General features: G+C 35.3%; 25 protein-coding genes and 1 riboswitch. Of the genes, 6 read left to right on the forward strand and 19 right to left on the reverse strand.

Annotation, left to right across the window (positions count from 1 at the left end; genetic code table 11):
- Positions 1-7 precede the first annotated feature (7 nt).
- The 5 genes from metF to FNJ88_RS04620 all read right to left on the reverse strand — a co-directional run bounded on the left by metF (position 8) and on the right by FNJ88_RS04620 (position 7,471).
- Positions 8-964, reverse strand: coding sequence for a methylenetetrahydrofolate reductase [NAD(P)H] (gene metF, locus FNJ88_RS04600; protein WP_143852014.1), 957 nt, complete (start codon positions 962-964; stop codon positions 8-10).
- A gap of 170 nt (positions 965-1,134) precedes the next feature.
- The gene (metH, locus tag FNJ88_RS04605; protein WP_143852016.1) at positions 1,135-3,795 is read right to left on the reverse strand and encodes a methionine synthase; all 2,661 of its coding nucleotides are present in this window, start codon (positions 3,793-3,795) and stop codon (positions 1,135-1,137) included.
- 159 nt (positions 3,796-3,954) lie between these two features.
- Positions 3,955-4,965, reverse strand: a complete 1,011-nt coding sequence (locus tag FNJ88_RS04610; RefSeq protein WP_143852018.1) for a homocysteine S-methyltransferase family protein — start codon at positions 4,963-4,965, stop codon at positions 3,955-3,957.
- Positions 4,966-4,992: 27 nt separating this feature from the next.
- Positions 4,993-6,531 carry an ACT domain-containing protein gene (locus FNJ88_RS04615; protein WP_143852020.1) on the reverse strand — a complete coding sequence of 513 codons (1,539 nt, stop codon included), beginning with the start codon at positions 6,529-6,531 and terminating at the stop codon, positions 4,993-4,995.
- Positions 6,521-7,471 (reverse strand): alpha/beta fold hydrolase, encoded by a 951-nt coding sequence (locus FNJ88_RS04620; RefSeq protein ID WP_143852021.1) that lies wholly within the window; start codon positions 7,469-7,471, stop codon positions 6,521-6,523. The genes FNJ88_RS04615 and FNJ88_RS04620 overlap by 11 nt, the downstream gene beginning before the upstream one ends.
- Positions 7,472-7,524: 53 nt before the next feature.
- Positions 7,525-7,628: riboswitch (SAM riboswitch) on the reverse strand.
- Between the two features lie 110 nt (positions 7,629-7,738).
- Between FNJ88_RS04620 and FNJ88_RS04625 the strand changes: the two genes are divergently transcribed.
- Entirely contained in the window at positions 7,739-10,363 is a 2,625-nt protein-coding gene (locus FNJ88_RS04625) for an MGH1-like glycoside hydrolase domain-containing protein (protein WP_143852023.1), read from the forward strand.
- Positions 10,364-10,522: 159 nt separating this feature from the next.
- Here FNJ88_RS04625 and FNJ88_RS04630 read toward each other — a convergent pair whose 3' ends face one another.
- The 8 genes from FNJ88_RS04630 to FNJ88_RS04665 form a co-directional block, all read right to left on the reverse strand.
- Positions 10,523-10,951 carry an OsmC family protein gene (locus FNJ88_RS04630; RefSeq protein ID WP_143852024.1) on the reverse strand — a complete coding sequence of 143 codons (429 nt, stop codon included), beginning with the start codon at positions 10,949-10,951 and terminating at the stop codon, positions 10,523-10,525.
- Between the two features lie 44 nt (positions 10,952-10,995).
- Complete coding sequence (locus FNJ88_RS04635) at positions 10,996-12,318, reverse strand: DUF58 domain-containing protein (protein WP_143852026.1); 1,323 nt, start codon at positions 12,316-12,318, stop codon at positions 10,996-10,998.
- 92 nt (positions 12,319-12,410) lie between these two features.
- Positions 12,411-12,818, reverse strand: coding sequence for a GxxExxY protein (locus FNJ88_RS04640; protein ID WP_143852028.1), 408 nt, complete (start codon positions 12,816-12,818; stop codon positions 12,411-12,413).
- Positions 12,819-12,935: 117 nt separating this feature from the next.
- Complete coding sequence (locus FNJ88_RS04645) at positions 12,936-13,943, reverse strand: AAA family ATPase (protein ID WP_143852030.1); 1,008 nt, start codon at positions 13,941-13,943, stop codon at positions 12,936-12,938.
- Positions 13,944-13,993: 50 nt separating this feature from the next.
- Entirely contained in the window at positions 13,994-15,151 is a 1,158-nt protein-coding gene (locus FNJ88_RS04650; RefSeq protein WP_143852031.1) for a DUF4350 domain-containing protein, read from the reverse strand.
- Positions 15,152-15,178: 27 nt separating this feature from the next.
- Positions 15,179-15,967 carry a DUF4129 domain-containing protein gene (locus tag FNJ88_RS04655; RefSeq protein WP_143852034.1) on the reverse strand — a complete coding sequence of 263 codons (789 nt, stop codon included), beginning with the start codon at positions 15,965-15,967 and terminating at the stop codon, positions 15,179-15,181.
- Positions 15,957-16,925: a DUF4013 domain-containing protein gene (locus tag FNJ88_RS04660; RefSeq protein ID WP_143852037.1), complete on the reverse strand. Its 969-nt coding sequence runs from the start codon at positions 16,923-16,925 to the stop codon at positions 15,957-15,959. The genes FNJ88_RS04655 and FNJ88_RS04660 overlap by 11 nt, the downstream gene beginning before the upstream one ends.
- Positions 16,882-17,886, reverse strand: a complete 1,005-nt coding sequence (locus FNJ88_RS04665; protein ID WP_143852039.1) for a stage II sporulation protein M — start codon at positions 17,884-17,886, stop codon at positions 16,882-16,884. Before FNJ88_RS04665 ends, FNJ88_RS04660 begins: the two co-directional genes overlap by 44 nt.
- 22 nt (positions 17,887-17,908) lie before the next feature.
- On the opposite strand from FNJ88_RS04665, the gene FNJ88_RS04670 reads away from it, so the two are divergent.
- Both FNJ88_RS04670 and FNJ88_RS04675 read left to right on the forward strand, forming a co-directional pair.
- The gene (locus tag FNJ88_RS04670; RefSeq protein ID WP_143852041.1) at positions 17,909-18,661 is read left to right on the forward strand and encodes an RDD family protein; all 753 of its coding nucleotides are present in this window, start codon (positions 17,909-17,911) and stop codon (positions 18,659-18,661) included.
- A 230-nt stretch (positions 18,662-18,891) separates the two neighbouring features.
- On the forward strand, positions 18,892-19,182 hold the full coding sequence (locus FNJ88_RS04675; protein ID WP_143852043.1) for a GNAT family N-acetyltransferase: 291 nt from the start codon (positions 18,892-18,894) through the stop codon (positions 19,180-19,182).
- A 54-nt stretch (positions 19,183-19,236) separates the two neighbouring features.
- Here the strand turns inward: FNJ88_RS04675 and speB are convergent, their stop codons facing one another.
- Positions 19,237-20,091 (reverse strand): agmatinase, encoded by an 855-nt coding sequence (gene speB, locus FNJ88_RS04680; RefSeq protein WP_143852045.1) that lies wholly within the window; start codon positions 20,089-20,091, stop codon positions 19,237-19,239.
- A 151-nt stretch (positions 20,092-20,242) separates the two neighbouring features.
- On the opposite strand from speB, the gene FNJ88_RS04685 reads away from it, so the two are divergent.
- The gene (locus FNJ88_RS04685; RefSeq protein ID WP_143852047.1) at positions 20,243-20,902 is read left to right on the forward strand and encodes an HAD family hydrolase; all 660 of its coding nucleotides are present in this window, start codon (positions 20,243-20,245) and stop codon (positions 20,900-20,902) included.
- Positions 20,903-21,159: 257 nt separating this feature from the next.
- Here FNJ88_RS04685 and FNJ88_RS04690 read toward each other — a convergent pair whose 3' ends face one another.
- The 3 genes from FNJ88_RS04690 to FNJ88_RS04700 all read right to left on the reverse strand — a co-directional run bounded on the left by FNJ88_RS04690 (position 21,160) and on the right by FNJ88_RS04700 (position 23,823).
- Positions 21,160-22,551 (reverse strand): arginine decarboxylase, encoded by a 1,392-nt coding sequence (locus FNJ88_RS04690; protein ID WP_143852048.1) that lies wholly within the window; start codon positions 22,549-22,551, stop codon positions 21,160-21,162.
- A 74-nt stretch (positions 22,552-22,625) separates the two neighbouring features.
- Positions 22,626-23,294, reverse strand: coding sequence for a thiamine diphosphokinase (locus tag FNJ88_RS04695; RefSeq protein WP_228414567.1), 669 nt, complete (start codon positions 23,292-23,294; stop codon positions 22,626-22,628).
- A complete protein-coding gene (locus tag FNJ88_RS04700; protein WP_143852050.1) occupies positions 23,254-23,823 on the reverse strand; it encodes a cob(I)yrinic acid a,c-diamide adenosyltransferase in 570 nt (189 codons plus the stop codon). Before FNJ88_RS04700 ends, FNJ88_RS04695 begins: the two co-directional genes overlap by 41 nt.
- A 184-nt stretch (positions 23,824-24,007) precedes the next feature.
- On the opposite strand from FNJ88_RS04700, the gene FNJ88_RS04705 reads away from it, so the two are divergent.
- Positions 24,008-24,493 carry an RNA polymerase sigma factor gene (locus tag FNJ88_RS04705; RefSeq protein ID WP_143852052.1) on the forward strand — a complete coding sequence of 162 codons (486 nt, stop codon included), beginning with the start codon at positions 24,008-24,010 and terminating at the stop codon, positions 24,491-24,493.
- Positions 24,480-25,073 (forward strand): hypothetical protein, encoded by a 594-nt coding sequence (locus tag FNJ88_RS04710; RefSeq protein ID WP_143852054.1) that lies wholly within the window; start codon positions 24,480-24,482, stop codon positions 25,071-25,073. Before FNJ88_RS04705 ends, FNJ88_RS04710 begins: the two co-directional genes overlap by 14 nt.
- Before the next feature lie 39 nt (positions 25,074-25,112).
- Here the strand turns inward: FNJ88_RS04710 and FNJ88_RS04715 are convergent, their stop codons facing one another.
- Positions 25,113-25,952: an alpha/beta fold hydrolase gene (locus tag FNJ88_RS04715; protein ID WP_143852056.1), complete on the reverse strand. Its 840-nt coding sequence runs from the start codon at positions 25,950-25,952 to the stop codon at positions 25,113-25,115.
- 105 nt (positions 25,953-26,057) lie between these two features.
- The gene (locus FNJ88_RS04720) at positions 26,058-26,945 is read right to left on the reverse strand and encodes a ribokinase (protein ID WP_143852058.1); all 888 of its coding nucleotides are present in this window, start codon (positions 26,943-26,945) and stop codon (positions 26,058-26,060) included.
- Position 26,946 lies beyond the last annotated feature (1 nt).

Below are 26,946 nucleotides of genomic sequence, written 5' to 3' on the forward strand. Positions count from 1 at the left end.
CCCGGCTTTAAAATAATTCCCTTGCGATTTTTTTAATATTATCACTTTTACCCATCGAATAAAAGTGCAAAACCGGTACACCAAAATCGAGTAATTCTCGGCATTGGTTGATTGCCCATTCCACTCCGATTTGTTTTACGGCCGCATTATCTTTCGCATTTTCAACGGCCGAAATTAAATCTTCTGGTAAATCAATTTTAAAAACTTGCGGTAAAAGTTGCAATTGCTTTTTCGTAGCAATGGGTTTAATTCCTGGAATAATTGGAACTGTAATTCCTATTTCTCTGGCGCTTTTTACAAATTCAACAAACTTTTTGTTCTCGAAAAACATCTGCGTCACAATATAATCCGCACCGTTATCTACTTTTTCTTTCAGCCATTTTAAATCGTAATTCATAGATGGTGCTTCAATATGTTTTTCTGGATAACCGGCGACACCAATACAAAACTTGTTATATTCGTCACAATCTTTCTCTTCATGTAAATACTTTCCTCGACCTAAATCATTGATTTGATGAACCAGATCCATTGCATTTTTATGTCCGCCTTCAGTCGCTTCAAAATACTGCTGTCCTTTCATCGCATCACCTCGTAAAGCCATAATATTCTCAATTCCCAGATACATACAATCTACCAAAAGATACTCGGTTTCTTCTTTTGTAAAACCTCCACAAAGCACGTGCGGAACTGTATCTACATTATATTTATGCTGAATCGCTGCACAAATCCCCAAAGTTCCCGGACGCATTCTGGTCGTTTTTCGCTCCATCAAACCGTTGCCTTTATCCAAATAAATAAATTCTTCCCGCGAAGTCGTTACGTCAATAAAAGGTGGTTTAAATTCCATTAAAGGATCAATATTTTTATACAGATCCTCGATTCCCGTTCCCTTCGTTGGCGGAACAATTTCTATAGAGAACAACGTTTTTCCGTTGGCATTAATAATATGATCAGTAATTTTCATTTGATTAGTTTAAAGTCTAAAATTCAATATTCAAAGTTTCTTTTGGGCGTGTCCCTCGCCAACGCTTTTCCCACAACTCGGGTCGCGCTGTCCGCTACAATTCCTCGCGCCATCGCTTTCTCCCACGCTTACTCCGGGATTTCCACTACCATCGCTCACGCAGTTCTCGCTTAATCTGCCAGGTTCGGACTCAACCATTTTCGGGCAAAGTCTACATCAACTCCTTTTCTTTCAGCGTAATCTTTCAATTGATCTTCAGAAATTTTTCCAACCCCAAAATACTTCGATTTTGGATTTCCAAAATAATATCCCGAGACTGCTGCAGTTGGAAACATGGCTAAACTTTCTGTCAATTCTAAACCGATATTTTCTTTTACTTTTAGCAAATCCCAAATCGTTGTTTTTTCCAAATGATCTGGACAAGCAGGATAGCCAGGAGCAGGTCGAATTCCTAAATATTTCTCCGCGATTAAATCTTCGTTTTCTAAAGTTTCATCTGCCGCATAACCCCAGAATTCTGTTCGAACTTTATGATGTAAAAATTCGGCAAACGCTTCTGCTAAACGGTCCGCTAACGCTTTCACAATAATTGCATTGTAATCATCGCCGTCATCATAATAGGTTTGAGCCAATTCCTCCGTTCCAAAGCCAGTTGTCACGGCAAACGCTCCAACATAATCTTGTTTACCTGAACTTTCAGGAGCGATAAAATCACTCAAGGCGTGATATTCTTTTCCTGCAGATTTCTTCAGTTGCTGTCTTAGCGTATGGAATTTCGCCAGTTCATTTTTCTGTTCATCATAGACCAGAATATCATCTTGTTCATTAGCATTTGCTGGGAAAATTCCAAATATTCCTTTGGCTGTAAATAGTTTTTCATTCAGAATTTTATCTAATATTACTTTTGCTTCTTTGAACAATTCAGTGGCTTGCTCACCAACAACCTCATCTGTTAGAATCTGCGGATATTTTCCATGCAATTCCCAACTTCTGAAAAAAGGAGTCCAGTCCATAAAGTCAAGCAATTCTATTAAGTCTTGATTTTCAATAATATGAATTCCTAAATTTTTAGGTTTCGTTATTTCTTCATTTTCCCAGTCTATGGTGAAGTTTTGTTTTCTCGCTTTTTCGATTGTGACATATTCTTTATCAATTTGTCGGTTTAAAAATTTAACCCGGAAATCTTCGTAATCGATCTTCAAATCCGCTTTATACTGCACATTATTATGATCCAAAAGCTGCGAAACCACGCCAACTGCCCTTGAAGCATCATTCACATGAACGACGGTATTTCCATACTTAGGGAATATTTTTACCGCGGTATGCGCTTTAGAAGTTGTGGCTCCACCGATCAATAAAGGGAAATGCAAGTTCTTTCTTTGCAATTCATCGGCGACGTGCACCATTTCATCTAAACTTGGTGTAATCAGTCCACTCAATCCAATCACATCAACTTGGTGATCGATCGCTGCCTGAATAATTTTATCCGCCGGAACCATCACACCCAAGTCGATGATTTCATAATTGTTACAACCTAAAACTACGCTCACAATATTTTTACCGATATCGTGGACATCGCCTTTTACGGTCGCCATCAGAATTTTTCCGTTTGGTTTTTGCTTCTCATCTTTTTCTGCTTCGATAAAAGGCTGCAAGTACGCCACAGCTTTTTTCATCACTCTTGCTGATTTTACAACCTGCGGTAAAAACATTTTTCCACTTCCAAATAAATCACCGACAACGCCCATTCCGGTCATCAAATTAATTTCAATAACATCCAAAGGTCTTTTAGCAACTGTTCTTGCTTCTTCTACATCTTTAATAATAAATCGGTCGATTCCTTTTACTAAAGCGTGTGTAATTCGATCTTGTAATGGTTCTTTCCGCCATTCTAATTCTTCTACGAATTCTTTTCTAGTGGATTTTACTCTTTCAGAATAATCAAGTAATCTTTCTGTGGAATCTTCTCTTCGATCGAGCATTACATCTTCAACTAATTCTAATAGTTCTTTTGGAATTTCATCATAAACTTCTAACATTGATGGATTCACGATTCCCATATTCATTCCCGCTTTGATCGCGTGATACAGAAAAACCGAATGCATCGCTTCCCGAACATTATCATTTCCTCTAAACGAAAACGAAACATTAGAAACTCCGCCACTCACCGAAACATTCGGTAAATTTTCACGAACCCATTTTGTGGCTTCAATAAAGTCCAGAGCATTTCTACAATGTTCATCCATTCCTGTCGCAACAGGGAAAATATTCAAATCGAAAATAATATTTTCGGATGCAAAGCCAACTTGGTTGACCAAAATATCATAAGACCGCTTACAGATTTCTATTCTTCGGTCGTAATTATCTGCTTGTCCGTTTTCATCAAAGGCCATTACAATCACTGCAGCTCCATATCTTTTAATCGTTTTTGCGTGATGAATAAATTCTGCTTCACCTTCTTTCAAACTGATCGAATTCACTACACATTTTCCCTGAACAACCTGTAATCCAGCTTCCAAAATCTCCCATTTCGAAGAATCAATCATAATTGGAATTCGAGAAATGTCGGGTTCAGATGCAATCAGATTTAGGAATTTCACCATGGCATATTTTCCGTCAAGCAATCCATCATCAAAATTGACGTCCAGGATTTGCGCACCGCCATCAACCTGATCACGTGCAATATCAAGTGCTTCAGAATATTTTTCTTCTTTTATTAATCGCAGAAACTTTTTAGAACCCGCGACATTTGTTCTTTCTCCAACATTAATAAAGTTGGATTCAGGCGTTATAATTAAAGGTTCGAGACCTGAGAGTTTTAAATATTTCATTTTTTTATTCTTTTATAAAGCCGCGAAGTGGCGTAATCATTAACATTGGGTATAGCCCAATGAAAAATATAAAGTGTGAATCAATGCTTTTAATTGCGTCACTTCGTGGATTTATTGCTTTATTGCTTTACTGCTTTACGAAATTCAATATTTATTGATCTACGATTCAACACTAATTTTCCTAGGTTCATAATCCTTCACCAAATCGGCAATTGCTTTAATGTGTGGTGGCGTCGTTCCACAGCAACCACCAATAATATTGATGAGTCCTTTTTCTGCATACTCACGAACTTGTTCTGCCATAAATTCTGGGGTTTCATCGTATTGTCCAAAAGCATTTGGTAATCCAGCGTTCGGATATGCAGAAATAAAGAAATCTGAATTCTTGGATAAAGTTTCTAAATACGGCGTTAATTGTTTTGCTCCTAAAGCGCAGTTTAAGCCGACACTTAATAAATTCAAATGTGAAATAGAAATTAGAAATGCTTCAGCGGTTTGTCCGCTCAGGGTTCGTCCCGATGCGTCGGTAATCGTTCCTGAAACCATAATTGGAATTTTAATATTTCTTTCCTCCTGAATTTCATCTATGGCAAAAAGTGCGGCTTTCGCATTTAAAGTATCGAAAATTGTTTCGACCAAAAGGATATCTGAACCTCCGTCTAACAATGCTTCTGCTTGTAATTTGTATGCAATTCGCAATTCATCAAAAGTAATTGCGCGATAACCTGGATCGTTAACATCCGGACTTAAACTCGCAGTCTTATTTGTTGGCCCCATCGAACCAGCAACGAATCGTGGTTTGTCAGGATTTTGAAGTGTGAATTCATCGCATACCTTTCTCGCAATTTTTGCAGATTCGTAGTTGAGTTCATAAACCAAATCTTCCATGTGATAATCAGCCATGGCGATTGTGGTTCCAGAAAAAGTATTGGTTTCGATAATATCGGCGTCGGCTTCTAAATACTTTCGGTGAACTTCTTCAATCGCTTGTGGCTGCGTGAGTGAAAGCAAATCGTTATTTCCTTTTAAAGAATATTCCCAATCTTTAAATCTTTCGCCTCGGTAATCTTCTTCCGTGAATCTGTAGCGTTGCAGCATTGTTCCCATCGCACCATCGAGGACTAGGATTCTTTTATTTAATGCTTTATAAAGTGTCTCTGTATTTTCCATTTGTTTTAAATAAAATTAAAAAGACAATTATTTGTTTTCGGACAATCTTAAAATATCTCCGAATACTCCTCTGGCAGTTACTTTTGCTCCGGCTCCAGCACCCATAATTACGATCGGATTCTCACCATAACTTTCAGTGTAAATTTCAAATATAGAATCTGAACCTTTCAATTGTCCAAGAGCCGAATTGGCCGGAACAGAAATTAATTGAACATCGAGCTCTCCTTTTTCCTGTTGTAAATCGCCATGTAAATCTCCAACCAAACGTAAAACATGATTTTCTTTTTGATTCTCTTTTACTTCTTCAAAATGAGCATCTAAATCATCTAAATTATCGAGGAAATCGTTTTTATCAAGATGTGCTAACTGATTCGGAATTAAACTTTCGATATTGATATCTGTAAATTCATTACTCAAATCCAACTCTCTTGCTAAGATTAATAATTTTCGGGCAACATCATTTCCAGACAAATCCTCACGTGGATCGGGCTCCGTAAATCCTTGCTCCATTGCTTCTTTCAAAATGGTTGAAAACTTCTCCACCCGCACCGAAAAATTATTAAAAATATAACTGAGTGATCCAGAGAAAACTCCCTTGATTCTCGTAATATTCTCTCCTGACAAATGCAATAATTTAATGGTATCAATTAAGGGTAAACCTGCACCGACATTCGTTTCGTACAAATATTTTTTGTTTTTTTTATTTAAAACATGACGGAAATCCCGGTATTCAGAAATGGATAACGTATTGAAAATCTTATTGGAAGAGACCAAATCAAATCCACTCTCTGCCAAAAGCGTATATTTCTTAACAAAATCTGTACTTGCCGTATTATCAACTACGATTAGATTTTCTAACTGATTAACTTGTGAAAACTTAATTAACGAATCCATATTAGAAACATTTTCTGCGACTAAAAGATCATCTGACCAGCTTTCATCAAATCCGTATTTATTGAAAACCATTTTTCTGGAATTCGCGACGGCTACGATTTTTAAGTCAATTTTTTTACGGTTTCTGATTACTTCAGCGCTTTTTAACACCTGATCAATGAGAACTGAACCTACTTTTCCATGTCCAATCATCGCCAAGTGAACCGTTTTAGGCTTCGCAAAAATCTCAGCTTCAATAATGTTTTTGGCTTTCTGATCTTGTGAAGAAGTCACTACAATATTGACTTTGTTCTCTGAGGCAACTTGATTTAAAATCAGAGGAAAAATATTATTTCTTGCTAATTCGGATAAAATCTTATTAAAATCTTTGGCAACAAAGCCTAAGACTGAAACATTGTTAACACTAAAAATCTGGTTTACCTTTCCTGACTTTCTCTCGTTTTCAAATTCGTTAATTAAACAATTTACTGCTTTTTCAGAATCGCTTTCGTTCACCAAAACAGAAAGACCATTTTCTGCTGATTGTTGTGAAATCACGCCTACGCTTATTCTGGCGTAAGTCAATGCTTTAAAGATTCTGCCGTCTATCCCAACTTCTCCTAAGAAATCTTTTCCTTCGAACTTGATGATGGACTTATGTTTTAAAATCTTTATTTCGTTATTATTTTTCATGAATGATCGTATTTAAAATTTGATTGAGTTGTTCGTATTCCATTAAAAAAGCATCGTGGCCATGAATGGATTTTATTTCGTGATAGAAAGTGTTTGATTTTGTTGGCATTAAAGAATCTCGACACCTGTGCATTTCAAAAGCTGGAAAAAACAAATCAGAATCGACGCCGATGAGATGAATGTCTGCTTTGATCTCCTTCAGTTTTTCGTCATCAACATGAATGGTCATCAGCAAATGATTCATCAATTGATATGCGCTTAAACTAAATCGTTCATTTAATTTTTCGCCGTGATAATTGAGCCAGTCGTGTGATTTTAAGATTTGTTTTTCAGGATGAATTTCATTCTTAAATCTATCATTTAAAGATGCTGGAGTGCGGTAACATAACATCGCGTGTACTCTGGCTTTTTGCAAAGGTTGATCTGGTTGATTCAATAAAAACTGCTGAACCACACATTGCGCATGCAACCAATCTGAAGTTTTATAATCGCACGCAATCGGAATGAAATATTCTGCTAAATCAGGATTTATCGCTAACATTTCCCATCCAATCGCCCCGCCCAATGAACCGCCAATTAAAGTATGAAGTTTGGTCATATTCAAAAAATTTAAGCCCGAAAGAAAAACATTTGCAACGTCTTTCGAAGTAAAATCGTGATAGTTTTCGATTAAATTTCCATCGAAACCGTTTCCGGGAATATTAAAACAAACGACCGTATAAATGGCAGTATCAATGATTTTGTTATCACCGATCAAAGAATTCCACCAGCCGTTTTCACCGGTAACAATTGAATTTCCGGTCAAGGCGTGATTAACTAAAATGATTGGTGCAGAATGTAAATCCTGACCAAATAGTTGATACGATAAATCAATATCAAGGATTTTTCCTGATACTAATGGATGATTTTTGAGTTTGATATGTTGTAGCGAATTTTCCAATTTTATATAAAATTAAAATTGAAAATGCTACCGAAGAATGGTAATAAAAGTTTCTGTTATCTCTTCCCAAATTGGGATAGAATGTAGCACCTTCTTCGTTTCCGAAGGGTTGCCAAGGTTTCATTGAGTCTAATCTCTCCACCTTTCTTAATAACATTTTCAATATGTAAATGAACTTATTTCGTTGCAAAGGAAAGCATTAAAATGAAACCTCACAAACATTGTTAAATTTTTTTATTCGCTAATTTAGTCGCAGAAATTTTGATAATGATGACCGAGAAAGATAGAATGCGTGATGAAAACTGGAGAACATGGGGCCCTTATGTGAGTAACAGACAATGGGGAACGGTTCGCGAAGACTACAGTGCCACCGGAAATGCGTGGGGATTCACGACTTATAGGGAAGCATGCAGCAGAGCATATCGATGGAGTGAAGATGGAATTGCGGGAATTTGTGATAGTAAACAACGTATTTGTTTTGGTCTATCATTTTGGAATCGTAAAGATAAAATGTTAAAAGAGCGATTTTTCGGCTTAAGTAATCACGAGGGAAATCACGGTGAAGATGTAAAAGAAATGTATTACTATTTGGATAATACACCTACCCATTCTTACATGAAAATGGTATATAAATATCCGATTACTGAATTTCCTTATGATGATTTAATCGCGGAAAATGGGAGAAGAACAAAAGATGAACCCGAATATGAACTTGTTGACACCCAGGTTTTTGCCAACGATAATTACTTTGACATTTTCATTGAATACGCCAAAATAAACCACGATGATTTTCTCATTCGTGTAACCGTTGTCAACCGAAGTAAGGAAAAAGCACCAATAGTCGTTTTGCCCACTGTTTGGTTCAGAAATAACTGGACTTGGGGATATGGATCTTATAAACCACAACTAAAATCGGAGCAACACGGAATCATTGAAATCAATCACGAATCTCTTCCCTTAAAAAAATTATATGCTAGAAATCCTAAGACTAAAGCTGTTTTTTGTGATAACGAAAGTAATCCAAATATAGTCGCCGGCACTAAAAATAGCGCTCACTTTTTCAAAGATGGTATCAATAATTTCCTCGTTAATGGAGATGACACTGCAATTAATCCAGAAGGATTTGGAACTAAAGCAAGTTTTCTTATCGAGGAAGAAGTTGAAGCAGGTGAAACAAAAATATTTGACTTTAGACTCAGTCCGCATGACATGGAAAATGCGTTTTTTGACTTCGACGAAGTATTTAGTTTAAGAAAACAAGAAACCGCAGATTTCTATGGCGAAATCCAAAGTGAGATTAAAAACGAAGAGGAGAGAAACGTTCAGCGACAGGCATTTGCGGGTCTTTTATGGAATAAGCAATTTTACCATTACAATGTTTCAAAATGGCTGAATGGCGATCCTAATTTGGAAGCTCCCCGACAATTTGATCACTTCGTGAGAAACACAGAGTGGGAGCATATGCAGAATAAAGATATTATTTCTATGCCAGACAAATGGGAATACCCATGGTTTGCAACCTGGGATTTGGCCTTCCACTGTGTTCCTTTTGCAATCCTTGATTCTACCTTTGCAAAAAGCCAGTTGAAACTGCTAACAAAAGAGTGGTATATTCATCCTAATGGTCAACTTCCTGCATACGAATGGGACTTCAGCGACGTAAATCCTCCTGTTCATGCATGGTCTACTTTCCGCGTTTTTAAAATCGATGAGCATACGAATGGCAAACCAGACATTCCCTTCCTGGAAAGTGTTTTTCAAAAGTTATTACTCAATTTTACCTGGTGGGTCAACCGAAAAGATAAAAATGGTAATAACGTCTTCGGTGGTGGATTTCTGGGCCTTGATAATATTGGCGCCTTCGACCGAAACATGGAATTTAAAAACGGGGATCATCTGGAACAAGCAGATGGAACAAGCTGGATGGCGATGTTTGCTTTGAATATGATGCGAATATCAATGGAGTTAGCGCTTTACAATCCAATTTATGAGGATATGGCGATTAAATTCTTTGAGCACTACTTATATATAGCTGAAGCAATGGAAAATATTGGACAGCTTAAAAATGGATTATGGAATGAGGAAGATGGATTTTTCTATGACCTTTTACAATTAAACAACGGGGATTCTATTCCGCTTAAATTAAGAAGTATTGTTGGTTTGATTCCTTTGTTTGCTGTGGAAATTGTTGAACATGATCTATTAGAAAAACTTCCTAACTTCAGGGAAAGAATGGAATGGATTCTTAAAAACAAACCGAAACTTGCAGATTTAGTTTCGCATTGGGAAGTAGAAGGAAAAGGAGGAAAACACTTAATGAGTATCTTAAGAAAAACAAGATTAAAAAGAGTTTTAAGCCGAATGGTAGATGAAAAAGAATTTTTATCTGATTATGGAATTCGATCTCTGTCGAAAGTATACGAAGAAAACCCTTTCACTTTTTCCGTAGATGGCAAACAATTCAATGTTAAATATACGCCTGCCGAAAGTGACAGCAGTATGTTTGGAGGCAACAGTAACTGGCGTGGGCCGATCTGGTTCCCCATTAATTTTCTGATTGTGGAAAGTCTACAGCGTTTTCATTACTATTATGAAGATAATTTTCAAATCGAATATCCTGCTAACAGTAATGAAATGCGAAATTTAGATTTTGTGGCAAATGATTTAAGCAAACGCCTCTACTCTATTTTCAGCAAAGATGAACACGGAAACAGACCGTTCAATGGTGGAAATGATCTATTGAATCACAATGAATTCTTCAAAAACTATATTATGTTTCACGAATATTTCAACGGTGATACCGGTGAAGGAATCGGCGCTTCTCACCAAACCGGCTGGACGGCTACCATTGCCAAATTAATTCAGCCGAGAATGGGATCGAGACCGCAATAGATTTTAGACCTAAAAAGTTTTTACCGCAAAAGCACAACGGAATATATTAAATTTTAAATTATACAAAAGTTTGTAAAAGTGAAACAAATTTCATTTTTGCAAACTTTTGATTTCCGATCTTTTCTGAATTACTCTTTTGTACCTTTTGTGGCTAAAGGATTATATTCCCACTTTCTCGCCATTCACAAAAACCTCATAATTCACCGTTACATTCGGCTCCATGGTTTTTGAAACAGAACAATATTTTTCGAATGAAAGTGCCGCAGCTCGTTCTGCTTTTGTACGATCGATATTTCCTTCGACAAAAAACTTCACGATAATGGTTTTAAATGGTTTGGCTTCGTCAACCTGAATTCTTTCGCCTTCTACTTCTGCTTTGAATCCCGTGATTTCCTGTCTTTGCTTTTTTAGGATTGAAACCATGTCGATTCCACTGCAACCTGCTACGGCCATTAAAATAGTTTCCATCGGAGAAACACCTTCTTTACTTTCTGATTGCGAAGTATTGTTTAAAAGTATTTTGTTGCCCAACGAATTGGTGCATTCAAATAAATAATCGTCGTTGATTCTATTAAGGGTAATTTTCATAATAATGATTGTTTAAATTGGATAAGTAAAAATTGAGATTTTAATTACAAAATCCCTCTTGCTTTAATTTCCAAATATTTATTAATGACTTCAATATTCAAATTTTCAGGCAAAGTATAAACGGTGTAAATTCCAAACTTTCGAAGTTCCTGAATAATTAATTTTTTTTCGTACTCGAACTTCTCGGCGATGATCTCATCATACACTTCCTGAATGTTTTCCGGATTAGAGTTGATTACACTTTGAAGTTCCGCATTTTTAAAGAAAATAATCACCAACAAATGGTTTTTCGCAATTCCACGCAAATATTTCATTTGTCGATTTACGGCATCCAAAGTTTCGAAATTGGTAAAAAGTAAAATCAAACTTCTTTGTCCAATCGTATATTTTACATCCTGATATAATCGACTAAAGTCACTTTCGTATGAGTTGGTTTGAATATTATAAAGTGCTTCAGAGATCTTTCTCAACTGTCCCGATTTATTATCCGCAGCCACTTTGTGCTCTGTCTTCTTGGAGAACGTCATCATTCCGGCGCGGTCATTTTTTTTGAGAATAATGTGACTTAGAGCCATTGTAGCATTAATGGAATAATCGAGTAAACTCAATCCATTGAAAGGCATTTGCATCGTTCTGCCGTTATCAATCAACATAAAGATTCGTTGTGATTTCTCATCCTGAAACTGATTCACCATCAACTGATTTCGTTTCGAAGTCGCTTTCCAGTTAATGGTTCGCACGTCATCTCCGGGCACATATTCTTTGATCTGCTCAAACTCCATCGTGTGACCGAGTTTGCGGATCTTTTTAATTCCACCTAAAAGAAATTCGTTTTGGAGCGCCATCAATTCATATTTTCTTAAATGAATAAACGACGGATAGCTCGGCAAAATCGCTTCTTTCTGAAAAGTAAATCTCTTAGAAACCAATCCTAAAGGTGACTGCGCAAATACATTAAGGTTCCCAAAACTGTATTCACCGCGTTCTTTCGGTTCTAAAATATACTCAAAAAGGATATTTTTATTTTTATCAATGGTTCTTTCAATATTAAAATCGCGCTTTTGAAACTGAAACGGAATTTCGTCAATAACCTTTGTTTTAATGGTAAAAGGATAATTGTTTTTTAGATCAATTTTTATAGAATTCTGATCGCCATTTGATAATTTTTCCGGTAAAATTCTTTGTGCCTGCACCGCATTTTTTTGATTAAATAAAAGCATGAAATCCACAATAAAAGCAATCACCACCAAAATCAATAAACCATGCGCAGCCCACATCAATACTGGAAAGAAAAAAGCCAGCACATAGATAAATCCCACGCCAAAAAGCGTGAAGAAAAAACGGTTATTGATGTATAGGTTTTTCATTTCTTTTAAAATTTTCACCACAAAAGGCACAAAAGTTCTCAGCTATTAAAGTTGATTTTTTTTCCCTTTAAAGGAATAAATAAGATTTGCGTTTACATTAACATTTCATAATATTTATTTACTAAGGTTTCTTGTCCTTCGTGATAAAGGTTGATGACATTGAAATTTAACAATATTCCCTTTGGAACTTTTAATAAATTCATGTAATTTAGTAACTGTGCTCTATGGATATCACTTACTGTCGAAACTGATTTTATTTCTACAACAATTAGATTTTCAACTAAAAAATCACATCTTAAATCACAATTTAAACTTTTACCTTTATAAATAATAGGGACCACAACTTCACTTTTAAAATTAATATTTCTTAAGGTAAATTCTTCAATCAAGCATTTATGATAAACCATTTCAAGCAGTCCGGGACCTAAATTCTTGTGAACTTCAATTGCGGCACCATTAATTTTGTAAGTCAAATCTGTTAAAAAACTTTGTGTAATCATAACTTTGTTTTTTGATGAATGTTTACAGCATAGATCCTCCTCTTTTTTCTTCCTTTTAAAAGAAATATTAAGTCTTTTAGACGAAAACTTTTGTGCCTTTTGTGGTTATATAATTTACTATCTCGGAATTTCAATTGCTTCCAGAATCTGACGAATAATTTCATCGGCAGTTAAACCCTCCATTTCATGTTCGGGGGAAACCATTACGCGATGGCGCAGAACGGCGTAACTTGCCTCTTTGATATCTTCTGGTGTTACGAAATCTCTTCCACGAACGGCGGCAAAAGATTTGGACGCCGTCAATAAAGCCAGACTTGCTCTCGGTGAAGCACCTAAATAGAGGAATTGATTCTCTCTCGTGTTCACTATAATTTTTGCGATATATTCTAACAAATGAGTTTCCACGACCACATCTTTTACAAGATTCTGATACATTTTCAACTGCGCTCCGGAAATCACTTTCTGAACGGCATCGGTTTTATCTTCTAATCTATTTTCATGTTGGTTTTTAATGATTTGTACTTCTTGCGAAAGATTCGGATAACCGACATTTATTTTGAAAAGAAAACGGTCGAGTTGGGCTTCCGGAAGTCGATACGTTCCTTCGTGCTCAATTGGATTTTGAGTAGCAACAACGAGGAAAGGTTCCTGCATTTCGTACTGTTTTCCATCTATGGTGATTTGGCGTTCTTCCATGACTTCAAACAAAGCAGCTTGCGTTTTTGCTGGTGAACGGTTGATCTCATCAATCAAAATAAAACTGGAAAATATGGGTCCTTTTTTAAATTCAAACTCAGAATTTTTAACGTTAAAAATAGAAGTTCCCAAAATATCTGACGGCATTAAATCTGGTGTAAACTGAATTCTACTGAAACCAACATCGATCGTTTTTGCCAATAATTTTGCCGTAATGGTTTTCGCCACGCCCGGCACACCTTCTATCAAAACGTGTCCATTGGATAAAAGCGCGACCAATAAATGTTCAATCATCGATTCTTGCCCGATAATTACTTTTCCAATTTCGGCTTTTACCAATTCCAGACTTTGTTGAAGTTCGGTCATATCCAATCGGGAATGAAATTCTGTATTTGTATTTTCTTGATTTTGATTTTCAAAATTTTCCATAATTATATTGGGTTCAATGGTATTCTATTTTAATTTAAATTGCTGTGATTTTAAAGTAAAATCTCGTCTAACAACTTATTCATTTTCATTAAATCTGCCTGCATCACGCTTGCATAAGGATCCTGTCCTTTTTTTATCAATTCGGTGGCTTCTTTAATTTTCTCCACACTTTTTCCTGTTTTCAAATGGAGAAGGTTGATAAATTTCTCATCTAAATCTTTGGTATCAATCATTAAATCCATTCTCACCCGATTCAGAAAGTATTGCGCTTTCTTGGCCATCATATCGTGAAAATCTCCTTCCTGTAAATATAAATTCCCGATGCTTTTTACAAATTCAACCGATTTATTTTTCTTGGCTTCAATAATGGGAACAATTCTCTGTTTGCGTTTTGCATTAAAAATGATAAACAGTAAAAGTCCGCCTAATAATAACCACCAAGCATAACGCAAACCAGGACTGGCTAAAATAAATCGCAACGGCGAACGAGATTCTGCTACATTTTTATTATCACCTGAAAACCAAACTGTTTCACGATTAGGTAGATAAGAAAATACATCTTGAACATATTTCTCGTTTCCGGGTTTTAGTAAATAGTAATTGGTCAATATCAAAGGTTCTGAATGTAAATAAAGATGACCTTTCCCGTGATTAATCTTTATAAAATTTGCAATTTTAGTTTCACTTTCTTCTATTCCTAAAATTTCATGTTTTTCGATAATCAGTTCAAATACTTTTCCTGAGGGTAGCTTATCTAACAGTAATGAATCCTTCGAAAATTTATGATCAGTTAATGTTAACAAATAACGGTCTTCATAATTGACCTTGGACACAAAGAATCCAAGAGAATCTGCTATCTTTCGACTAAAGGAACCGGTTAGTACCATTGCGTCTGAACCTTTTTTTACGTTCTGAAGAATTTTGTTCCAGGATTCCGAATCTATTTCTGACTCGATTATTAAGATGTTATGCGGTTTTAATTTTTGAGTTTTGTAGAAGTCATAAGGTGAAAAATTGGTTCGTTTTACTTTATCATTCAACAGTTGATCAACTTCTTTAGAAAAAATAAAAAGTCCGAAAGGTGATTTTTCATTAACGTCGAAATTTTTACGCCAATCGGTAACGGCGGATTTGCTCAATTCCAGCAACGCCAAAACCACCATCACGATGATGAAAATTAAACCATATAATTTGAACGTCTTATTCATATTTATTAAAACCTCAACAAGGTTTCTTTATATCTTAAAATTTAAAAACTTCTGTTTGAAGGTATTATAATTCTCTTCATTCACCTCAAATTCACCATACCAAACATAATCGAAAATATAAGCCAGTTCTTTGAAACCCATTTTTAATTCTTTGGTTTTTAACTCTGACAAATAATCCTTATTGGTTTTTTCGGCATTCCAGGTAATGAGCTTTTTATCAGCCAATTTCTTTAAGACTAATAAAAATTGATAGCGAACTGCAGAACGGTAATCTTTCTGTCGTTCAAATTTTTTAATGCTTTCGCTGAAATTAATTTCGTGGATATTCTCGTGAAGATCCTGATCGGCAATTTTGAATTTTTTATTTTTCTTGCTGAAAAAGAAATTTCCGTCTTTGCCCAATAAAAATTTTATTAAAAAGTAAAGGACAAACCCGATAACGATTATCGCAAAAATTCGCATAATATTCTCAGCATATTTTTCCGTTTTGTTTGGGTCAACTTTGCCAAAAATCGATTCCAGAATTTTGCGAATTCTTTTCTGAATTTTTTGCCAAAGCGATTCTCTTGGTTTTATAGTCGTGTAATCGTAATCTGAACCTTTGTATTTGGATTGAAATTTCTCTTCAAAACTTTTTGAAAAAACAATATTATCGGTCGTCGGTTTTTCAAGCAAAAGAGAATCGGTATAATACTGCCCGTTTTTAGAAATTTGCACAGAATCTTTATAACCGGACATCGGTGGTGGCGGAAGTTCCTGAGAACTTCCGGATATAAATTGTAATAGAGAAATGAAGATGACTATCCTAAATTTCATGGGTGCCAATCGTATCAATTTCTGATAAGTCTACGTTTCTGTGAAGGTCTGTTCGGCTGTCGTAATACTGCAAACCGGAGTTGACGAAAATAACGTTCATCATTAAAAATGAAAATAGAAGCGATACGCCATACAAGATAAAAATGAAAATTCCCATCGGACCTTCAAAAGGATTTTGTTGTAATTCGCCAGTTTCCGGAATCGTCATCATTCCACCAAAAATGAACATCATTGGGATCATAGTGAAAATAGAAGATACCGTTTGAATAATAAAATACATGACAATGGTCGAACCCCAATATTTCCAAAATGGAGATTTTTCTCTTCCATTTTTATAGGAGAATTGCGCTCTTACGGCATAACTTAAAGATTCAAAAAATCCTTTTCTCGTATTGAAATAATCGAACATTAAAAAATTCACGACGTTCATCAAGGCTGGTCCCAATAATATCAGTAAAAAGAATCCGATAAGGATAAACATTAAAACCACCGTTAACCCGAAAACGATCATTGCTAATGGAGTTACAATAAAAAACAATCCGAGAAATAATTTAAAAAACCGCCCGACATTATTTTTCAAATCGTTTAAAATCTCATCGGCTTTAATGTTCTTATTTCCAGTTTCTGTTAATCTTTTCAGATATAAAATCGGATAAGAATACGAAACCATGGTCACTGCCAGAAATAGAATAAATACAATGGTGGATACTAAAATCAGCACCGCTTGATTCTCTTGAAAATAGGCTTCAAAATAATAATTCTGTCCGCTGGTATTCGAGCCCAACATTTGCGAAAATAACTCCCGATAACCCAAGACAAAAATAATCACCATCAGAATTAATAAAATCCCATTGATTAAAAGATAATTTTTGAAATAGTTTTTCCCGTGCTCTTTAAAAAAAGCAAACGTGTCGCTAATGAACGTTCCGAAGTCTCTCTTCTGATAAAATTGAATCATGTAATTGTGTTTTTTTTGCTACTAAATATGGATATATAAAATAATAGTAGCCGATTAACGAAAGCGTCCCAAATATTAGCAGAACATTAATAAATCCAGGCATTACCAAAGCGTATCTGGTAACATAACCTTCAATAAATCCTGCGACAATCGTAAATGGAACCGTACTTAAAAATATTTTAAAAGCATCTTTAAAACCTAATTTAAAGGAATTAAATCGCGAATAAGTTTTCGGAAAAAGAATTGAGGCTCCTAAAATTAATCCAGCCATCGCTTCCACAACCATGCTGAAAATTTCGAATACTCCATGAAGCCAAATCCCACTGGCACTTTCTTTTAACGCCCCATGTTCATGGAAAAAGTATTGAAATGAACCGAGCATAATGCTATTTTGCAGTAACGCATATAAAGTTCCTACTCCACCGAAAACGCCGTAAATAAAGAGAATAGCACCAACTTTAAGATTATTAAAAATAATAGCAATCGAACTTCCCCAGTTTGAACCTTGCTGATAAACGCCAACCGCATTTCCTTTTTCAATATTCTCAATGGTTTTGTTCACATATTCATCTCCCAAAATAATCCGTACAAAATCTTTGTCGTAATACGCTGAAATAAAACCAATTAAAGTAAAAAGAATAAAGAAGCCGAACGCATAAAATAAATACCTACGATAGTGATGAACCAAAAGTGGAACTTCAGTTTTAAAAAACTCCAACAATCGATTTTGTTCTGACCGTTTGGTTTTATAAATTCGCTGGAAAATAAGCGAGGAAAGATTGTTGAGATAAATCGTGGTTTTGCTTTTGGGATAATAAGTTTGTGCAAACGATAAGTCATTTACCAAATTAATGTACAGCGACGAGAGATCATCTGGATTTTTTTTAATTTTTCCAGCGATAACCTGCTCGATTCCCAACCATTTTTCTTTATTTTGTTTGATAAACGCAACCTCTCTCATTCGATGCTAAAATAATAAAAATATGTCGCTCATTGCCATAAATACTTCACAAAATGTAAATATAAATTTCAATACTGCGAGTATTGGTGAGCGCATTTTGGCCTTCATTATAGATCTTCTCATTAAAGGAGCCTATGTTCTGATTCTTTTCTGGATTCTTTTCAAAGTGTTTAATTTCGCATCGTATATCAACGGTCTTGATAATTGGTCGCAAATGGCCGTATATATTATCCTTACGGTTCCGATTCACATTTACACTTTGGTTAGTGAAAGTCTAATGGAAGGACAGACTTTTGGCAAGAAACTTCTCAAAATAAAAGTGGTGAAAATCGATGGATTCCAAGCGAGTTTCGGAGACTATTTGATGCGGTGGTTCTTTCGATTGATTGATGTTTTCTCCAATTCAGGCGTGGTCGGTTTAGTCAGCATGATCGTTTCTAAACACAACCAAAGACTGGGTGGAATTGCTTCCGGCACCGCAGTTATTTCATTAAAAAACCGCGTCAATATTTCACATACCATTTTAGAAAACCTAAAAGAAGATTATATTCCTCTTTTCCCGCAAGTGATCGCCTTAACTGATAACGACGTAAGAATCATTAAAGAAAATTATCAAAAAGCACTGAAAATTGATGATCGCCAGGTCGTTTCAAAACTGTCAACTAAAATCAAAGAGATTCTGAAACTGGAAATTGATCCCACCAAAATGACGGAGCGACAATTCATCAACGTCGTCATTAAAGACTATAATTTCTACACGGGAAAGGATCTGTAAATGATGATTTGGGCAGACATTTGGCAAAGCCGAACCTTTTTTAATTTATTATTGTTTTTTATGGCAGCGATTTCCGCCTTCCGTTCCCGCTTTTTTATTCCACTTCGTTTCATAAAAAGAGCTCCACTCAAGTCGGGCTGCAATGATCGCATCCGAACGAGGTCAGTCATAATTAGAGAATCTTTCTTCCATTTATTTTCCTTAAATTTAAGGAACTAAAAAAGATTACAATGAAATACGAAAATAACAGATCAGGAAACGGTGGCGTTTTAACTTTGAGTAAGGAAGAGGACGAAGTAGGCAGATTGACCTACACCATTTTCCCGGACGAAAATAAATTAGTTATTTCGTACGTCTTGGTTCATTCAAAATTCGAAGGAAAAGGAATGGGGAAATATTTAGTCGAAGAAGGCATCAAATTCGCCCGCGAAAATAGCTGGAAAGTTTATCCACATTGTTCTTACGCACGTTCGGTCATGAACAGAATGAAAGATGTTGATGATATTTTATTAGAAAGATAAAAAAGCAAAACCCATAGAAATTCTATGGGTTTTGTATTTAATAAAATCTAACTTTTAATTGTTATTGATGTGGTAATACGCCAACATCTTATAATACAGTTTCGCTGCTAAGAAAGCAGTCGGTTTCGGCATTGGAGAATCCATTAATTCAACAATATCAAAAGCAACCACATTGCATTTTTCAAACACCTTTCTCAACAATTCCAAAGTTGGATACCATTGTAAACCACCTGGTTCCGGAGTTCCCGTTGAGGGAGCGATCGATGGATCGAAAGCATCCAAATCAATCGTGATATAAACGTTTCCGGAAACTTTCTCTAACACATCATTGATCCAGTTTTCATTATTGGCAATTTGGTGCGCCCAGAAACACTGTTCCTTATTCACATATTCTATTTCCCCAATATCGCAAGAACGGATTCCTACCTGAACCAAATTATGTTTTTGGCTCGCTTCATAAACCGCACAGGCATGATTAGAAGTTGAACCATGAAAGTCAGGACGCAAATCGGTGTGTGCATCTAATTGCAAAACCGTTAGATTTTCATATTTCTCACCAACCGCACGTATCGATCCAATAGATACGGAATGTTCACCACCAAAAAGAGTAAATAACTTTCCGTCATTAGCAAGGAGTTCCTTTGTTTTGTTGTAAACCGCTTCTGTCATGGCTTCAGGAGAAGATTTCTCTGTGATATCTCCCGCAAGATAAACGCCTTCCAAATAAGGTTCTGTACTGGTTTCGATATCGTACAATTCCATATTTTCGGAAGCATCTAAAAAAAGTTCCGGGCCTTTATCCGCGCCTTTTCCCCAAGTAGAAGTTCCATCATAAGGAACGGTTATCAACATTACTTTAGAGGTTTCTAGCTGACCAAATTCTTCCGGAATATCTGCGTATGTTTTCATAATTATTCGTTTTTAAATATTTTCTCAAAAACTGAGAATTCGATTTTCAAAGATAAGAAAATGTAGGGATTTTATTTATTGAAGTTTCCGATTTTCCCCAAATTAATCTTATATATTATTCAAAATTTTTTAATTTTACAAAAACCAATCAATGCCATTAAAAGCTGTTTTATTCGATATGGATGGAGTGATCGTTGACACCGAACCACTCCATAGAAGAGCATATTTTCAAATGTTTAAAGATTTAAATATTGAGGTTTCCGAAGAATTATACACTTCTTTTACGGGAGCTTCAACCAAAAAAGTTTGTAATACCGTGATTGAAAAATTTCAGTTACAAAAATCACATGAAGAGCTAGCATTTATAAAAAGAAAATATTTCAAGGACTATTTTTATAACGATGCAGACTTTCATCTAATTACAGGAGTTAGAAATTTGATTGAAAATTATTTTGCAAACGGAATTAAACTCTTGCTCGCGTCTTCTGCAAGTATGACGACGATCAATATGGTTTTTGAAAAATTCGAACTGGAAAAATATTTCATTGGAAAAATAAGTGGTGCCGATTTGAAAGAATCGAAACCTCATCCGGAAATTTTTCTTCTTGCATCGGAAATTGCTGACGAACCCAAAGAAAACTGCATGATTATCGAAGATTCTACGAATGGAATTATCGCTGCTCATTCTGCTGGAATTTTCTGTACGGCGTATAAAAGTGAACATTCTGTTGGTCAGAATTATGAGAAAGCAAACTTGGTGATTTCAGACTTTTCGGAGATTGAGGTTGAGAAAATGAAGAACTGTTTTTAAGGTTCTGATAACAAAATTTCAACCACATAAGCACTTAGATGTCACATTAATTTTAGTGAAATGCACAGCTCACAGAAGATTTGCAGCGATCATCTTTGAAAAGAAATCCTGAAAGTTGTTTTAGCCTAGATGGAAATCTCGTCTAAAAACGAGATAAACTGGCATCCTTTATTGAGGAGGAACGACGAAAGAAAGATATAGTGGACAGCTGGACTGCAAATAAAAAGGAGCGACAATGATGTTGCTCCTTCAATTTTTTAATATCCCAATAATTTCAAGACATCTTCCGGTTTCTGCTCTTCGCGGAAAACGGAATAAGTAAAGTTGCCTTCTTCGTCTTTATCGATCAAAATATGTTTCGGCTGAGGCATCAAACAGTGATGAACACCGCCATAACCACCGATGGTCTCCTGATAAGCACCTGTATTAAAAAAACCGATGTACAAAGGTCTTATATCGCTAAAGGTTGGTAAATAAATCGCATTCGTATGTTGTTCAGAATTATAGTAATCATCTGAATCACAAGTGAGTCCACCCAGAAATACCCGTTCGTAAGTATCTTCCCAACGGTTGATTGGAAGCATGATAAACTTTCTGGAAATCGCCCAAGTATCTGGCAAAGTCGTCATGAAAGAAGAATCGATCATGTTCCACTTTTCACGGTCATTCTGGCGTTTTTGAGAGATTATTTTATAAAGATGTCCACCACTTTCGCCAACGGTAAAACTACCGAATTCGGTATAAATATTTGGTTCTTCTACACCTTCTTCTAAGCAGAATTTTTTGATTTGAGATACAATCTCGTTGACCATATACTGGTAATCGTAATCGAAATTTAATGAAGTTTTAATTGGAAATCCACCACCAATATTGAGGGAATCAACTTCGGGAGCGATCTTTTTCAAACGAGCGTAAACGCGTAAACATTTATATAATTCGTTCCAGTAATAAGCAGTGTCCTTGATTCCGGTGTTGATGAAAAAGTGCAACATTTTCAATCGCGCATTCGGATGGTCTGCAATTTTTTGGCTGTAATAAGGAATAATGTCTTTATAACCAATTCCCAATCTTGAAGTATAAAATTCGAATTTCGGCTCCTCTTCCGAGGCAATTCTTATCCCGATATTAAATTTGCAGTCAATGCTTTCTGTCAGTTTATCTAACTCTCTGTAATTATCTAAAATAGGCGTAATATTTTCAAACCCTTTATTGATAAGATCAGAGATTTTTGCTAAATAATCATCGGTTTTGAAACCGTTGCAAATAACTTCAACGTTTTTGTCGAACTTCCCTTTTTCATATAGAGAATTAACGATGTCGATATCATACGCGGAAGAGGTTTCCAAAGAAATATCGTTTTTCAAGGCTTCTTCCAAAACGAAAGCAAAATGACTGGACTTGGTGCAGTAGCAATAACGATAGCTCTTCTTGTAATCATTGATTTCAAATGCTTCTTTGAACCATGCTTTTGCACGTTGAATATTCATTGAAATTTTCGGCAGATAATTAAATTTCAAAGGGGTACCAAACTTCTCTATCACTTCCATCAAAGGGATATCGTGAAATTGAAGCGTATTATCCGCGACGTTAAATTCTTCCGTCGGGAAATACAGAGTTTGGTCAATAAGTTCTGAATATTTAATTTTCATATTGTTGCTGAAATTTTACCGTTTTAGAAATGCAAAGTTGAGAAAAAAAGTTGGGTTTTTATTTTAAAATTCCGTTAAAATTGATGAACTCCCTTATTTCCTAAAAAGACAATTAAATTACCATTTTCAAATTCTATATTCACCTCATCTTCTTTCGCGAAGTTACGAGTTCCAATTTTGCTGGTAATATCTAAATTTTCTTGATTTAAAGGCCAGTTCAAGCCTCGAGTTGTGACATTTTCTGCAGTTGGAAAGGGATACAAGGAAATCAATTGATCTTTAACATTCTTTAAAACTAATTTACCCGGTGAAAAGAAATAAGTGGAAAAATCATCGAAAAAAGTAATTTTTAAATCCTCTTTAAATCTAAAAGCTACGGTTAAATTCCCAAGAAAATGATCCATCTCGCCGCCACTTCCGCCATACACATCGATGGTCTTAAATCCTCTTTCCTTGATAATTTCTAAAGATTTCTCAAAATCGGTTTTATCTTGATCTGGAGTATAAATGAATTTTTCCTGATAGATATTTTCATCTTTTCCTGAATGAGAATCGAAATCTCCAGAAATAAAATCGAGTTTCTCCAGTGCAAAACCTTTGTCTTTTAAATAATTAAAAGCACCATCAGAACAGGCAATCAAAGAATAATCTTTTGTTTCAGGAAGATTATTCGGTGGAACTCCGTTAATGAAAAGAAGCGCTTTACCGGTCATTTGGGTTCCAGTATTCTTCGGTTTCACCATTTATTTTGGACACATAACGTGCTAAAACGAATAAGTAATCGGAAAGTCGATTCAAGTATTTTATCAATTCTGGACGAACTTCTTCAGATTCATTTAGGGACACCAAACTTCTTTCTGCTCGTCGACAAACGGTTCTGCAAACATGCAAAGACGTCGCAGATCTACCACCTCCAGGAAGAATAAAGTATTGCAAGGGCGCTAATTCTTTTTCAAAAGCATCCATCCAATTTTCCAACTCTTCAATCTCTTTATCGGTGATCATTAAAGCCAAGCGGGATTTTCCGTTAGCCAAAGTCAATTTATCAGTTGGAGTTGCCGATTCTGAACCCAATGTAAATAAATCAAACTGAATTTTCTTCAATTGATTAATCACTTGCTCGTCTTTAACTTCACTTTTTGCAACACCAATAAAAGAATTCAGTTCATCGATAGTTCCGTAGGATTCAACTCTCGCTGATGCTTTAGAAACACGGGTTCCACCGTAGAGTGCGGTTTGTCCTTTGTCGCCGGTTTTGGTATATATTTTCATTGAATTTTCTTTGACGTAAATTTAATGATTTTAAAATACACTCGAGTTTTTTTATTAATTTCTGTAATAATTTCAGAATATTGATATCCAATGTATAGAAACCAGAAAATCTGATTCATTCATTACAAAAATAAGAATATGAGAAATTTTAATCTAAAACTAACTTTCACAAAACATTTAGTAGATGGTTTACGATTTTGATTTGCTTTACAAAGAATATTCAGCGAGAATCTACAAATTATGTCTGAGCTATTCGGGAGATCGCTTTTTTGCAGACGATCTTCATCAGGAAACCTGGATCGCTGTCTGGAACAGCTTACCAAAGTTCCGCAACGAAAGCAAAATAAGCACCTGGATTTACAGAATCGCCATCAACACCTGTCTGGTAGGACTTAAAAAAGAAAAAAACAAAGCAGAAAATTCTGAAGTCATCCTATCCAAACTTGTTCATGAGGAAACGTATGATAACTCCAAAGAAATCAACCGTTTGTACGAATGCATCAGTAAACTAAAAGAAAGTGAGCGGATTATCATCACCTTGGTTTTGGAAGAAAAACCATATGAAGAAATAGCAGAGATCACAGGTATTACCGAAAATAATCTGCGTGTAAAAATTCATAGAATAAAAAAAGAACTTCAGCAAATATATAAGCATTATGGAAGAATTTAAAGAACTGGAAAACCTTTGGAAACAATCTGAAACCAAGGTCCCTACAAAAAACATCGATATTTCAAAAATAAAAAATAACCGTATGAAACTCAAAAACACTTACATAAGAGGAGCAATACTGCTAATGCTTACAGGAATTTTCATCTTGGTTTTAATGTCTTTTTTAGACTCCAAATTAAAAACCATTCCTATTATTTCATCAATGGTCATTATTTCTATAATCTGTTTTATGCAAGCAATTTTAATGCTTTTCACCGCAAACAAAATCAGTAAAATTGATGAAACTCAAACACCAAGTTTTCATTTGAAACAATGGCAGAATTTTAGGAAATTTCAGAAAAAACAAAGACATTGGAATATGCCTGTTTATTATATTTTGTTAGGTTCTGCTCTTGGAGTGTACTTTTACGAATTACTAAAAAACATCGATTTATGGAAGATGATTCTTGCTTATGTCATCACCTATTCCTGGATGCTTTTCGCGTATTTTTATCTCGGTAAAAATGAAGTGAAAAAACAGGATGCAAAATTAGACAATATCATTTCGGAGCTAGAAAATCTGGAAAATCAATTTCAATAATTTAAAGAATCTGGAAACTGAAAACTTCCAGATTTTTTTTTAAAGTTGATTTAACACAATCTTCCAAAGGTTTTTATTATAACTTCTAAAAAAGTTGACATGCCCGATTTCACCTTTTGGTGATTCTGAAATTTTAATCTCTCTGTGTTCAGTTTTTAAATTCGGATAAACGTTTTTAAGTAGATTGCTCATTCCCTTTTGAGTTAACCAGGTGTCGTCTTCTGCATGAATGATAAATACTTTCTGATTTAATTGTTCGGCATAATTCCCCTCAATTTTCTCATAAAGTCGGCTCGTCGATTTTTTATTTAAAATTAACGTTTGCCAATCAAACGCAACACCTTTCGGTAAAGATTCGCCCAAACCAAAACGGTGCGCTGGGAAATAACCAAAAAAATTCGTCATTACTGGAAGCGCGATTCCAAAGCCGAGTAAAGCAGTAACTGCAACTTCAAATGTTAAGTTTCCAATATATGCATCTTGTGTTCCCACAAAAATAAATTTTGCAAAATTCTTTGAATAATCATTCATCCCAAGAATTAAAGCTCCCACGGAATGACCCAAACAAAATTTGGTATAACTCAGATATTGTTCTTGAATAAAATCTGTTATTGTTTTAAAATCGATCGTTCCCCAAATGCGCATACTTGCGTGGAAACTTCTCATTTTCTCAGGTTTAGACTCGCCTATCCCACGATAATCGTAAGTAAGAACGATGAATCCGTTTGCAGCTAAAAACTTTGCAAATGAAAAATAAATTTGTTGTTTAACTCCAGTAGCAGAATTGATAAGTACAAGTTTCCCATTAGAATTTTGAGGCTCGAAAATTTTGACAGAAAGCTGAATTTGATCAGCTGTTTTAAGGAGAAGTTCTTTCATTCTTACAGAAATTCCACCTGATAATAAGTGGAATTTATATTAAAAGTATTAATTTAAAGTGTAATAAAAAAGACAAAGAAATATGCTTCAAATAATATCTTATTCCTATTCAATATCTTTCAGATAAGGAAGTCCTCTTTGAGAACCTCTGTTTTTAGTTACTTTTAAAGATACATCATTCCCAAATTTCACGCAATCATCAATATCGTTTTTATGACAAAGAGCGACTGCAAATCCTGCGGTAAATGCATCTCCCATCCCCATTTTATGCAAAACAGAATCGTGATCATTACGATAATATTTCATTTCTGTACCATTGAAATAAGTGGTAGAATTGGTATCATCACGTACAAATAATTTATTGGGGTATTTTCTTAAAATTTGTTCTCTGGGTTCATCTCCAAAAATAATTGATAACTCATTACTTTTTGCCACTATAAAAGTTGCGTTTTCGATAATCTCTGTTGATAGTTTTTTTGCCGGAGAGGCGTAGATTCCCAGTTTCTTATTATTATTCTTTGCTATTTTGGAAGTATATTCAATAACATCCATTGGAATCTCCAATTGAACTAAAATCAAATCAGCAGAAGGGAAAATTTTCTCAGCTTCGGCAACATGCTGCGGTTTTAAGCAGAAATTAGAAGCAGGGACTACCACAATAGAGTTAACTCCTTTTGCAGCAATAACATACGCTGTACCTGTAGCAACATCCTCAACTTCAACCACATAACCTACGTTCACGTCTTCTTCTACCAAATTTCTCAAAATTTGCTGGCCTTTAGGGTCCATTCCTACGGCTCCTATAAAATAAACGCTTGCGCCTAATCGAGAAGTAGCAACTGCCTGGTTTGCACCTTTACCTCCAAAAAAACTCTCTGATTTCTCCGCCATCACCGTTTCATTTGGTTGCGGAGGGTTTTCCGTATTTAAAACAAGATCAATAGATGAACTGCCAACTACAATTATTTTAGGTTGCTCGGTCGTTATTTTCATT

This window comes from Chryseobacterium sp. SNU WT5 (genome assembly GCF_007362475.1).
Lineage (GTDB): Bacteria > Bacteroidota > Bacteroidia > Flavobacteriales > Weeksellaceae > Kaistella.

What these genes read in the sequence shown, in the direction of transcription:
- metF (WP_143852014.1), bottom strand. Translation starts at nt 964, where the DNA reads ATGAAAATTACTGATCATATTATTAATGCCAACGGAAAAACGTTGTTC.
- metH (WP_143852016.1), bottom strand. Translation starts at nt 3,795, where the DNA reads ATGAAATATTTAAAACTCTCAGGTCTCGAACCTTTAATTATAACGCCT.
- FNJ88_RS04610 (WP_143852018.1), bottom strand. Translation starts at nt 4,965, where the DNA reads ATGGAAAATACAGAGACACTTTATAAAGCATTAAATAAAAGAATCCTA.
- FNJ88_RS04615 (WP_143852020.1), bottom strand. Translation starts at nt 6,531, where the DNA reads ATGAAAAATAATAACGAAATAAAGATTTTAAAACATAAGTCCATCATC.
- FNJ88_RS04625 (WP_143852023.1), top strand. Translation starts at nt 7,739, where the DNA reads ATGATGACCGAGAAAGATAGAATGCGTGATGAAAACTGGAGAACATGG.
- FNJ88_RS04630 (WP_143852024.1), bottom strand. Translation starts at nt 10,951, where the DNA reads ATGAAAATTACCCTTAATAGAATCAACGACGATTATTTATTTGAATGC.
- FNJ88_RS04635 (WP_143852026.1), bottom strand. Translation starts at nt 12,318, where the DNA reads ATGAAAAACCTATACATCAATAACCGTTTTTTCTTCACGCTTTTTGGC.
- FNJ88_RS04640 (WP_143852028.1), bottom strand. Translation starts at nt 12,818, where the DNA reads ATGATTACACAAAGTTTTTTAACAGATTTGACTTACAAAATTAATGGT.
- FNJ88_RS04645 (WP_143852030.1), bottom strand. Translation starts at nt 13,943, where the DNA reads ATGGAAAATTTTGAAAATCAAAATCAAGAAAATACAAATACAGAATTT.
- FNJ88_RS04650 (WP_143852031.1), bottom strand. Translation starts at nt 15,151, where the DNA reads ATGAATAAGACGTTCAAATTATATGGTTTAATTTTCATCATCGTGATG.
- FNJ88_RS04655 (WP_143852034.1), bottom strand. Translation starts at nt 15,967, where the DNA reads ATGAAATTTAGGATAGTCATCTTCATTTCTCTATTACAATTTATATCC.
- FNJ88_RS04660 (WP_143852037.1), bottom strand. Translation starts at nt 16,925, where the DNA reads ATGATTCAATTTTATCAGAAGAGAGACTTCGGAACGTTCATTAGCGAC.
- FNJ88_RS04665 (WP_143852039.1), bottom strand. Translation starts at nt 17,886, where the DNA reads ATGAGAGAGGTTGCGTTTATCAAACAAAATAAAGAAAAATGGTTGGGA.
- FNJ88_RS04670 (WP_143852041.1), top strand. Translation starts at nt 17,909, where the DNA reads ATGTCGCTCATTGCCATAAATACTTCACAAAATGTAAATATAAATTTC.
- FNJ88_RS04675 (WP_143852043.1), top strand. Translation starts at nt 18,892, where the DNA reads ATGAAATACGAAAATAACAGATCAGGAAACGGTGGCGTTTTAACTTTG.
- speB (WP_143852045.1), bottom strand. Translation starts at nt 20,091, where the DNA reads ATGAAAACATACGCAGATATTCCGGAAGAATTTGGTCAGCTAGAAACC.
- FNJ88_RS04685 (WP_143852047.1), top strand. Translation starts at nt 20,243, where the DNA reads ATGCCATTAAAAGCTGTTTTATTCGATATGGATGGAGTGATCGTTGAC.
- FNJ88_RS04690 (WP_143852048.1), bottom strand. Translation starts at nt 22,551, where the DNA reads ATGAAAATTAAATATTCAGAACTTATTGACCAAACTCTGTATTTCCCG.
- FNJ88_RS04695 (WP_228414567.1), bottom strand. Translation starts at nt 23,294, where the DNA reads ATGGTGAAACCGAAGAATACTGGAACCCAAATGACCGGTAAAGCGCTT.
- FNJ88_RS04700 (WP_143852050.1), bottom strand. Translation starts at nt 23,823, where the DNA reads ATGAAAATATATACCAAAACCGGCGACAAAGGACAAACCGCACTCTAC.
- FNJ88_RS04705 (WP_143852052.1), top strand. Translation starts at nt 24,008, where the DNA reads ATGGTTTACGATTTTGATTTGCTTTACAAAGAATATTCAGCGAGAATC.
- FNJ88_RS04710 (WP_143852054.1), top strand. Translation starts at nt 24,480, where the DNA reads ATGGAAGAATTTAAAGAACTGGAAAACCTTTGGAAACAATCTGAAACC.
- FNJ88_RS04715 (WP_143852056.1), bottom strand. Translation starts at nt 25,952, where the DNA reads ATGAAAGAACTTCTCCTTAAAACAGCTGATCAAATTCAGCTTTCTGTC.
- FNJ88_RS04720 (WP_143852058.1), bottom strand. Translation starts at nt 26,945, where the DNA reads ATGAAAATAACGACCGAGCAACCTAAAATAATTGTAGTTGGCAGTTCA.